The sequence below is a fragment of the Leifsonia sp. C5G2 genome, from assembly GCF_013359685.1.
Lineage (GTDB): Bacteria > Actinomycetota > Actinomycetes > Actinomycetales > Microbacteriaceae > Leifsonia.
In genome coordinates this window covers 79,329-87,012 of record NZ_JABFMV010000016.1, presented here as the reverse complement: position 1 = coordinate 87,012, position 7,684 = coordinate 79,329, and the positions used below count along the sequence as shown (strand labels likewise).

At 71.3% G+C, this 7,684-nt stretch carries 7 protein-coding genes; 2 read left to right on the top strand and 5 right to left on the bottom strand.

Going from position 1 to position 7,684, the window contains the following annotated elements:
• Window positions 1–6: 6 nt before the first annotated feature.
• Window positions 7–489 carry a DapH/DapD/GlmU-related protein gene (locus tag HNO83_RS17725; protein ID WP_249776827.1) on the bottom strand — a complete coding sequence of 161 codons (483 nt, stop codon included), beginning with the start codon at window positions 487–489 and terminating at the stop codon, window positions 7–9.
• A 352-nt stretch (window positions 490–841) separates the two neighbouring features.
• Window positions 842–2,842: a DNA helicase RecQ gene (gene recQ, locus HNO83_RS17720; protein WP_175338857.1), complete on the bottom strand. Its 2,001-nt coding sequence runs from the start codon at window positions 2,840–2,842 to the stop codon at window positions 842–844.
• Window positions 2,843–2,941: 99 nt separating this feature from the next.
• Between recQ and HNO83_RS17715 the strand changes: the two genes are divergently transcribed.
• Both HNO83_RS17715 and HNO83_RS17710 read left to right on the top strand, forming a co-directional pair.
• On the top strand, window positions 2,942–3,505 hold the full coding sequence (locus HNO83_RS17715) for a dihydrofolate reductase family protein (RefSeq protein WP_175338856.1): 564 nt from the start codon (window positions 2,942–2,944) through the stop codon (window positions 3,503–3,505).
• Window positions 3,505–4,413, top strand: a complete 909-nt coding sequence (locus HNO83_RS17710; protein ID WP_175338855.1) for an EamA family transporter — start codon at window positions 3,505–3,507, stop codon at window positions 4,411–4,413. Before HNO83_RS17715 ends, HNO83_RS17710 begins: the two co-directional genes overlap by 1 nt.
• 103 nt (window positions 4,414–4,516) lie before the next feature.
• Here the strand turns inward: HNO83_RS17710 and HNO83_RS17705 are convergent, their stop codons facing one another.
• From HNO83_RS17705 to HNO83_RS17695, 3 genes are all read right to left on the bottom strand, one after another.
• Window positions 4,517–4,996, bottom strand: a complete 480-nt coding sequence (locus HNO83_RS17705) for a MarR family winged helix-turn-helix transcriptional regulator (RefSeq protein WP_175338854.1) — start codon at window positions 4,994–4,996, stop codon at window positions 4,517–4,519.
• Window positions 4,980–6,722 (bottom strand): MFS transporter, encoded by a 1,743-nt coding sequence (locus tag HNO83_RS17700; protein WP_175338853.1) that lies wholly within the window; start codon window positions 6,720–6,722, stop codon window positions 4,980–4,982. The genes HNO83_RS17705 and HNO83_RS17700 overlap by 17 nt, the downstream gene beginning before the upstream one ends.
• Before the next feature lie 92 nt (window positions 6,723–6,814).
• A complete protein-coding gene (locus HNO83_RS17695; protein WP_175338852.1) occupies window positions 6,815–7,591 on the bottom strand; it encodes an alpha/beta fold hydrolase in 777 nt (258 codons plus the stop codon).
• Between the last annotated feature and the right edge of the window lie 93 nt (window positions 7,592–7,684).

Sequence of the window (7,684 nt, the reverse complement as noted above, 5' to 3'; positions counted from 1 at the left end):
GGCGGGTCAGGCGGCGCGGCGCGGCGCGCGCGGGGTGCGCAGGTCGCGCTGCGTCGGGCGCGCTGCCCGGAGCGGCGTGGTGAGCGCGGCGCGAGCGGCGGCCGCGCCCTTCAGCTCGATCACGGTTCCGGCCGGGACCTGGGCGTCGCGCTCGATGCGCGCGCCGTTGCCGACCATCGCGTTCTCGCCGAGCTTCGCACCGGAGCCGATCTTGACCCCGCTGCCGACGATGCACCCGGCACCGACGTGGACGTTGGCGCCCACGAACGTGCGGTCGCCCACCGTGGCGCCCTTGTCGATCCAGCTGCCCGCGCCGACGTACGCCTCCATGCCGACGCGCGCGTCGGCCTCCACGTAGGCGGTCGGCTCGATGTGGGCCGACTCGGCCACCCGCGCGGTCGGTGAGACGAGTCCTCGACCGTTGGCGTGACGCTTGTACTTGATGACGGCGCCGGTCTCGTCCTCGAGCTCCTCGATCATTCGTGCCATCTACTACTTCCTCCTTCGAGATCGCCGCAGTAATCGTTCAATGTCATAACGCCGCCAGGCCGCAAGGAATTCCCTGGTCGTCCGGCGGAACGACGCACGGTATACCCGTCCGCGGGCCGCGAGAAGGGGTGGCGACGCGATCGCCGTCCGCGCCTCGTCACGAATCGCGCCCATTCGTCACGAACGCCGCCCATTCGTGAGGAATCGTGGAGCAGGGATGCTCCGGCGGGCGCGGCCGGCCGGCCGCCCGCGGACTCGACTCGCGGGGGTGCGCGCGATCGCGGCCCGCGGATCGTCACGAATCGCACCCGTTCGTGACGAACGGGTGGCGTTCGTGACGAATCGTGCGGGCTCAGCCGGCGGCGGTGGCCACGACCGAGAGGAGCGCCTCGCCGTAGGCGTCGCGCTTCTTGGCCCCGATGCCGGAGATGCCGTCGAGGTCGGCCAGGCTCGCCGGGCGGGCGGAGGCGACGGCGCGCAGGGTGGCGTCGCCGAACACGATGTAGGCGGGGACGCCCTGCTCCCGTGCCTGGCCGGCCCGCCAGGTGCGGAGGGCCTGGAAGAGCGGCTCGTCTTCCGCGGAGACACCATCGGAAACGGCCGAGCGGGAGCCGCGGGCCGCCCGCTCCGGGCGCTCCGGCTCGCGGCGCAGGACGACCCGGCGGTCTCCCGAGAGGACGGCGGCGCTCTCGGGCGTGATGGTCAGCACGCCGTACTCGCCCTCCGGCTTCAGCAGCTCCTGGGCGATCAGCTGGCGGACGACGCCGCGCCACTGGCTCTCGCTGAGGTCGTCTCCGATGGACCAGGTCGCGAGCTGGTCGTGCCGGTACTGCTCGACGCGCGGGGTGCGCTTGCCGCGGACGATGTCGATCAGGTGACCCGCGCCGAAGCGCTGGTTGCGCTCGCGCTGCAGCCGCACCACCGTGGAGAGGAGCTTCTGCGCGGGAACCGTGCCGTCCCAGCTCTCGGGCGGGGTGAGGCAGGTGTCGCAATTGCCGCACGGACCGGACTGCTGGCCGAAGTAGCCGAGCAGGTTGATGCGGCGGCACTGGACGGTCTCGCACAGGGCGAGCATCGCGTCCAGGTGCTGCGTCATCCGGCGGCGGTGCGCGAGGTCGCCGGGCGAGTCGTCGATCATGCGGCGCTGCTGCACGACGTCTTGCAGGCCGTAGGCGAGCCAGGCGGTGGACGGAAGGCCGTCGCGGCCGGCGCGGCCGGTCTCCTGGTAGTACCCCTCGACCGACTTGGGGAGGTCGATGTGGGCGACGAAGCGCACGTCGGGCTTGTCGATGCCCATGCCGAACGCGATGGTCGCGACGACGATGACGCCCTCTTCACGAAGGAACCGCGACTGCGTGGCCGCGCGCTGCGACGCCTCGAGGCCCGCGTGGTACGGCAGCGCCGTGAGGCCGCGCGCGGAGAGGAACTCGGCCGTCTTCTCCACCGAGTTTCGCGACAGCGCATACACGATGCCCGCATCGCCCGGATGCTCGCTCGTGATGAAGTCGAGCAGCTGCTTGCGCGGTTCGGCCTTCGGCACGATGCGGTACTGGATGTTGGGGCGGTCGAAGTCGGAGACGAAATGCTCTGCCGACTCCAGGCGCAGGCGGCTGGTCAGCTCGCGGTGGGTCGCCTCGGTGGCCGTGGCGGTCAGCGCGATGCGCGGGACGCCCGGCCAGCGGTCGGCGAGCTCGGAGAGCGCGAGGTAGTCGGGGCGGAAGTCGTGCCCCCACTGCGAGACGCAGTGCGCCTCGTCGATCGCGAACAGGGCGATGCCGCCGCGCTCGAGGAAGCGCTTCGTCGCCTCGGACGACAGTCGCTCCGGCGCGACGTAGAGGATGTCGAGCTCGCCCGACAGGTACGCCCGCTCGACCGCGGCGCGCGCCGCTCCGTCCTGCGTCGAGTTGAGGAACGCCGCCCGGACGCCGACCGCGGTGAGCGCATCGACTTGGTCTTGCATGAGGGCGATGAGGGGCGAGACGACGACCCCCGTGCCCTCCCTCAGCAGCGACGGGATCTGGTAGCAGAGGCTCTTGCCGCCGCCCGTCGGCATCAGCACGACCGCGTCGCCGCCGCCGGCCACCCGTTCGATGATCGCCTGCTGCTCTCCACGGAAGGCCTCGTACCCGAACACCGTGCGCAGCGCCTCGGCCGCCGAGGCGAACCGCGGCGGCGTAGCGCGCACCGGACCTGCGGCCGAGAAGGCGCGGCGGGCGGTCGGGGCCGCAGTGACGCCTCCACCGCCCCGCGACTCACCGGCGTACGGGTCGTCGAACTCGGGAAGCGGCGGCTCCTCGTCGAGAGGAGGCGCGTCCCTGTCGTCAGGCACCCAGCCGTCGGTGTTCCAGCTCATCCCTCGATCGTAACGGCGGCCTCCGACCGTCGCCCGGGAGCGGCCGGATCTGTGGAGAACCCGTTCGTCCACAGGCGGCGGTCGGGTAGCATCGCGGACATGCGCCGGCTCATCGTGACCGAGTTCATGTCCCTCGACGGGGTCGTCGAGGCGCCCGGCGGCGAGCCCACCCACCCGCACTCGGGCTGGACCATCCCGTTCAGCTCGGAGGATCTGCGGGAGTTCAAGCTTCGCGAAGCGCAGGAGGCCGGCTCCCTCCTGCTCGGACGCCGCACCTACGAGCAGTTCGCCGCCGCCTGGCCGCCGCGCGAGGGCGTGTTCGCCGACGTCATGAACGGCCTGCCGAAGACCGTCGTCACCTCGCGCCCGCACGAGCTGGCCTGGAACTCGACGGCGCTGGAGCAGCCCGTCCGCGACAGCCTCGCCCGGCTCAAGGAGGGCGACGGCGGCCCGATCCTCGTCGCCGGGAGCGCATCCCTCGTCCGCTCGCTGCTTGTCTGGGGGCTGGTCGACGAGCTGCGGCTGCTGGTCTACCCGGTGATGATCGGCGGTGGCCTGCGCATCTTCCCGGACGACCGCGAGAAGTGGGTCTTCGAGCTCGCGGACCTCCGCCGCTTCGAGTCCGGCGCCGTGCTGCACACGTACCGTCTGGCCGTCGGCTGATGCCGGCGGCGGCCCTCGGGCTGCTCGGCGCCTTCGTCTACGGTTCGGCCGACTTCCTCGGCGGGGTCGCGGCGCGGCGAATCGGCCCGCTGCGCACGACCGCGGTCGGGGCGGTCGCCGGCCTCGCCCTGCTGCTGCTCGCCCTGCCTCTGGTCGGAGGGGCCTGGTCGGCTGCGGCGCTCGGCTGGGGAGCACTGTCCGGCCTCGTCGGAACCGTCGCCGTCGCGCTCCTCTACGCGTGCCTCGCGATCGGCCCGATGAGCATCCTGTCGCCGCTGACCGCGCTGGTGTCCGCACTCGTTCCTCTGACGTGGGGGCTGCTCGGCGGCGACCGCTTCGAGCCGGTGGGATATGTCGCCATCGGCCTCGCGCTCGTCGCCGTCGTGCTGGTCGGGTTCGTTCCGGAGAAGGGCGCCGTGCGTCCGCGGCCGCGCGCGCTCGGGATGGCCGTGGCCGCCGGCGCGATGATCGGCGTGTTCCTCATCCTGATCGACCAGACGCCCGACGACTCGGGCGTCGTCCCGTTGATCGCGAACCGCGTGGCGAACGCGGCGGTGATGTGGACCGTCGTCGCGATCGCGGTGGCCCGCGCCCGGCGCCCGGTGCCGGTGGCCGCGGGCGACCTCCCGGCCGTCGGCCTGCCGGATCAGCTGCGCGGCGGGATGCGGCTGGAGCCGCGCGGCGCCGGCATCGCGGCGGGCGGCGGCGTGCTCGACGCGACGGCCAACCTGCTCATCCTGATCGCGCTGCGGCTCGGCGACCTGGCCACCGTGTCGGTGCTGACGGCGCTCTACCCGGCGGGCACCATCCTGCTCGCGGCGGTCGTGCTCCGGGAGCGGGTGGCGCCGGTGCAGTGGGTCGGGCTCGTGCTGGCGATCGTGGCCGCCGCACTGCTGGCCCTGAGCTGACGGGCTCCGCCGGTCGCCGCCGGCGCCCGACGAGTGGTGAGTAGTCGCGCTTATCTGCGCCGAGTGGTGACTGGATGTCGCCACTCGGCCGGATGGGAGCGGCTCAGGAGGCGGAAGCCGGCGGCGGAGGCGTTACTTGGGCTGCCTGTTCTAGGGCGGGGAGGGCGCGGCGGACGGCGTCCAGCTGCTCGGGGGCGAGGTCGGCGAGCACGCCTGCGGCGGCGCGGGCGCGGTCGGACCGCGCCTCGAGCAGCAGCTCGGCGCCCGCCTCGGTCCCGGAGACGAAGAGCGAGCGGCGGTCCTCGGGGTCGGGCGTGCGCTCGACGAGGCCGCGCGCCTCCAGCTCGGCGACGACCCGCGTGATCGTGGGGGCCGCCGCGACCTCGATCGCGGCGAGCTCGCTCGGCCTCAGCGGTCCGCGCCGGACGATGGTCGACAGGGCGGACAGCTGACCGTGACTCAGCCCGCCCGTGGAGGAGCGGATGCGGCGGTTCAGCCGCCCGACGGCCAGGGCCAGACGGCCGGCGACATCGTCGTCCTGACCGGCCGTCGGCCGCTCGTCAGCTTCATGCGCGGTGGGCACCGACTTCCTCGCCTTCCTCGGTGACCGCCGGCTCGGGTGCGACGGTCTCCCCATGAACATACTTCGCTCCGCCGAGGAAGGAGGCGACGGCGCCGATGACGCTCATCACGGCTGCGGCGATGAAGACGACCACCAGCCCGTCGTGGAAGGGGTTCGAGATGAGCTGCGGGAAGAACTCCTTGCCCGTCAGGGTGGCCCCGTCGACGTGCGGCGAGGACAGGATCCCGGTCGGCCCGAGGAGGCTCTGGATGGGGTTGTAGCCGAGGAACGCCGCGAACAGCGACCCGACGGGCGGGGTGCTGCCCACCTGTGCGGCCACGTTCGCCGGGACGCCGTGCGAGGTCAGCCCGTTGGTGAGCGCGGAGGGCAGCGCCACGGACAGCCCCGCGATCATCAGCGAGAAGAAGATGCCGATCGACAGCGAGCTTCCGGCGTTGAGCGCGACCCCGGCCATCCCGGAGGCGGCCCCGCGTTCGTTCGCCGGGACGCTGTTCATGATCGCCGTGCGGTTGGGCGAGGAGAACAGTCCCGACCCGATGCCGTTGAGGCCGGTCAGCAGCGCGAACTGCCAGTACTCGAAGTTCACCGGGATGAGCAACAGTCCCACGAAGGTGGCCGCCACCAGGAGCAGGCCGACGGTCGCGAACGCCCGCGAGCCGAACCGGTCGGACAGCGCACCCGAGATCGGCCCGGCGACGAGGAAGCCGATCGTGATCGGGAGCATGTAGATGCCGGCCCAGAGCGGCGTCGACTCGTAGCTGTAGCCATGCAGCGGCAGCCAGATGCCCTGCAGCCAGATGATGAGCATGAACTGCAGGCCGCCCCGGCCGATCGCCGCGAGGAAGCCGGCGAAGATCCCGGAAGAGAAGGCCCGGATGCGGAACAACCGCATGTCGAACATGGGCGAGCGCACCTTCAGCTCGACGAACACGAAGGCGACGAGCAGCAGGATACCGCCGACGATCGCACCGAGCACCCACGGGTTGCCCCAGCCCTGGGTGGAGTCGCCGTAGGGCTGGATGCCGTAGGTGATGCCGGTCAGGAGCGCGATCAGGCCGATGCCGAACGTGGCGTTGCCGAGCCAGTCGATGCGGCCGGGGTTCTTCTGGCCGACTTCGTGCAGCGACTTGATCGACCAGATGGTGCCGATCACGCCGAACGGGACGGACACGAAGAACACCGCGCGCCAGTCCACCTCGGCGAGCACCCCACCGAGGATGAGGCCGATGAAGCTGCCCGCGATCGCGGCGACCTGGTTGAGACCGAGCGCGAACCCGCGCTTGTTCGCCGGGAACGCGTCGGTGAGGATCGCGGTCGAGTTGGCGAACAGCATCGCCCCGCCGACGCCCTGCACGAACCGCCAGACGATCAGCCACATCGCTCCGGGACCGCCGCTGAACGGGTCGAGGCACAGCGCGATGGCGGCCAGCGTGAAGATGACGAACCCGAGGTTGTAGATGCGGACTCGTCCGAACTGGTCGCCCATGCGCCCGAACATGACGACGAGGACGGCGGTGACGAGCATGTAGCCCATCAGCATCCACAGCAGGTAGGACACGTTGCCCGGCTCGAGCGGGTTGAGCTTGACCCCGGTGAAGATGGCGGGCAGCGAGATGATGACGATCGACGAGTTGATCGTCGCCATGAGCATGCCGAGGGTGGTGTTGGAGAGCGCCACCCAGCGGTAGTGCGGGTGGTCCTTGGTGAAGATGCCGGTGCGGGCCAAACGGGGTTCCTTGTCAGAGTGCGCGGGTGCGTGTCGGGGATCAGTTGTTTATATGCGTCAACTATATAACCCGGCGCACCCGCGCGGTCCCGTCAGGGCAGATCCGCGACGAACGCCGCGATGGCGGCGGCGAGGGCCTCCGGCGCCTCCAACGGGATCAGATGACCGGTCCCGGGAAGGACGACGAAGTCGGCAGCAGCGAGATACGGCATTAGGTTTCGCTCGAGGACGGCCGCCGGCTCGACCCGGTCACGCTCCCCCGCGACGACGAGCGAAGGCACGTCGATCATGCGGGTGCGGTCGGAGACATCCTCGGCGATGCCGCGCAAGGGCCACTCGGTGCGGGCATCGTCGGCGCTCGCGCGCGAGTCCTCCAGGACCTGGGCCGCCAGCCTCTCGGAGAGAGGGGTGGAGGTCAGCACGTGGTCGCGCGCCCCGGCCGCGGACTCCTCGGTGTCGTAGGCGTGCGAGAGCTGCTCCTGGTACTCCGGAGTGATCTCGGCTGCGGGGACGGCCGGCCCGGATCCGACGAGCACGATCCCGCGAAGCCCCGCCGGCCTGGTCGCGGCGATCAGTTGCGCGACCTTCCCGCCCATCGAGTGCCCGACGAGCACGTAGTCGTCGATGCCGGCCTCGTCGATGATGGCGAGGGTGTCCTCGGCGAGCTGCTCCAGGCCGAAGGGCCCGGGCAGGCCGCGCGAGCGGCCCCACCCGCGGAAGTCGATGCTGACGGCCTCATGCAGGGGAAGCAGGCCGAGGACGACATCCCAGGTGCGTGCGGAGCCGCCCCAATAGTGGAGAAAGACCAGGGCCGGTCCGGCCCCAGCCCGATGGTTGTAGCTGGGCAGAGCGCTCTGCGTGGTCGACATCCGATTCTCCTTCGTGTTTTCGCTTGTCTCTGTCCTCCATTCAAGGTCGAGGGCCGCCGCAGGTCATCGCCAGGATCGGTCGATGGATGGTCA

Excerpts from the sequence above, each read along its gene's own strand:
- HNO83_RS17725 (WP_249776827.1), bottom strand. The coding sequence starts at position 489 with ATGGCACGAATGATCGAGGAGCTCGAGGACGAGACCGGCGCCGTCATC.
- recQ (WP_175338857.1), bottom strand. The coding sequence starts at position 2,842 with ATGAGCTGGAACACCGACGGCTGGGTGCCTGACGACAGGGACGCGCCT.
- HNO83_RS17715 (WP_175338856.1), top strand. The coding sequence starts at position 2,942 with ATGCGCCGGCTCATCGTGACCGAGTTCATGTCCCTCGACGGGGTCGTC.
- HNO83_RS17710 (WP_175338855.1), top strand. The coding sequence starts at position 3,505 with ATGCCGGCGGCGGCCCTCGGGCTGCTCGGCGCCTTCGTCTACGGTTCG.
- HNO83_RS17695 (WP_175338852.1), bottom strand. The coding sequence starts at position 7,591 with ATGTCGACCACGCAGAGCGCTCTGCCCAGCTACAACCATCGGGCTGGG.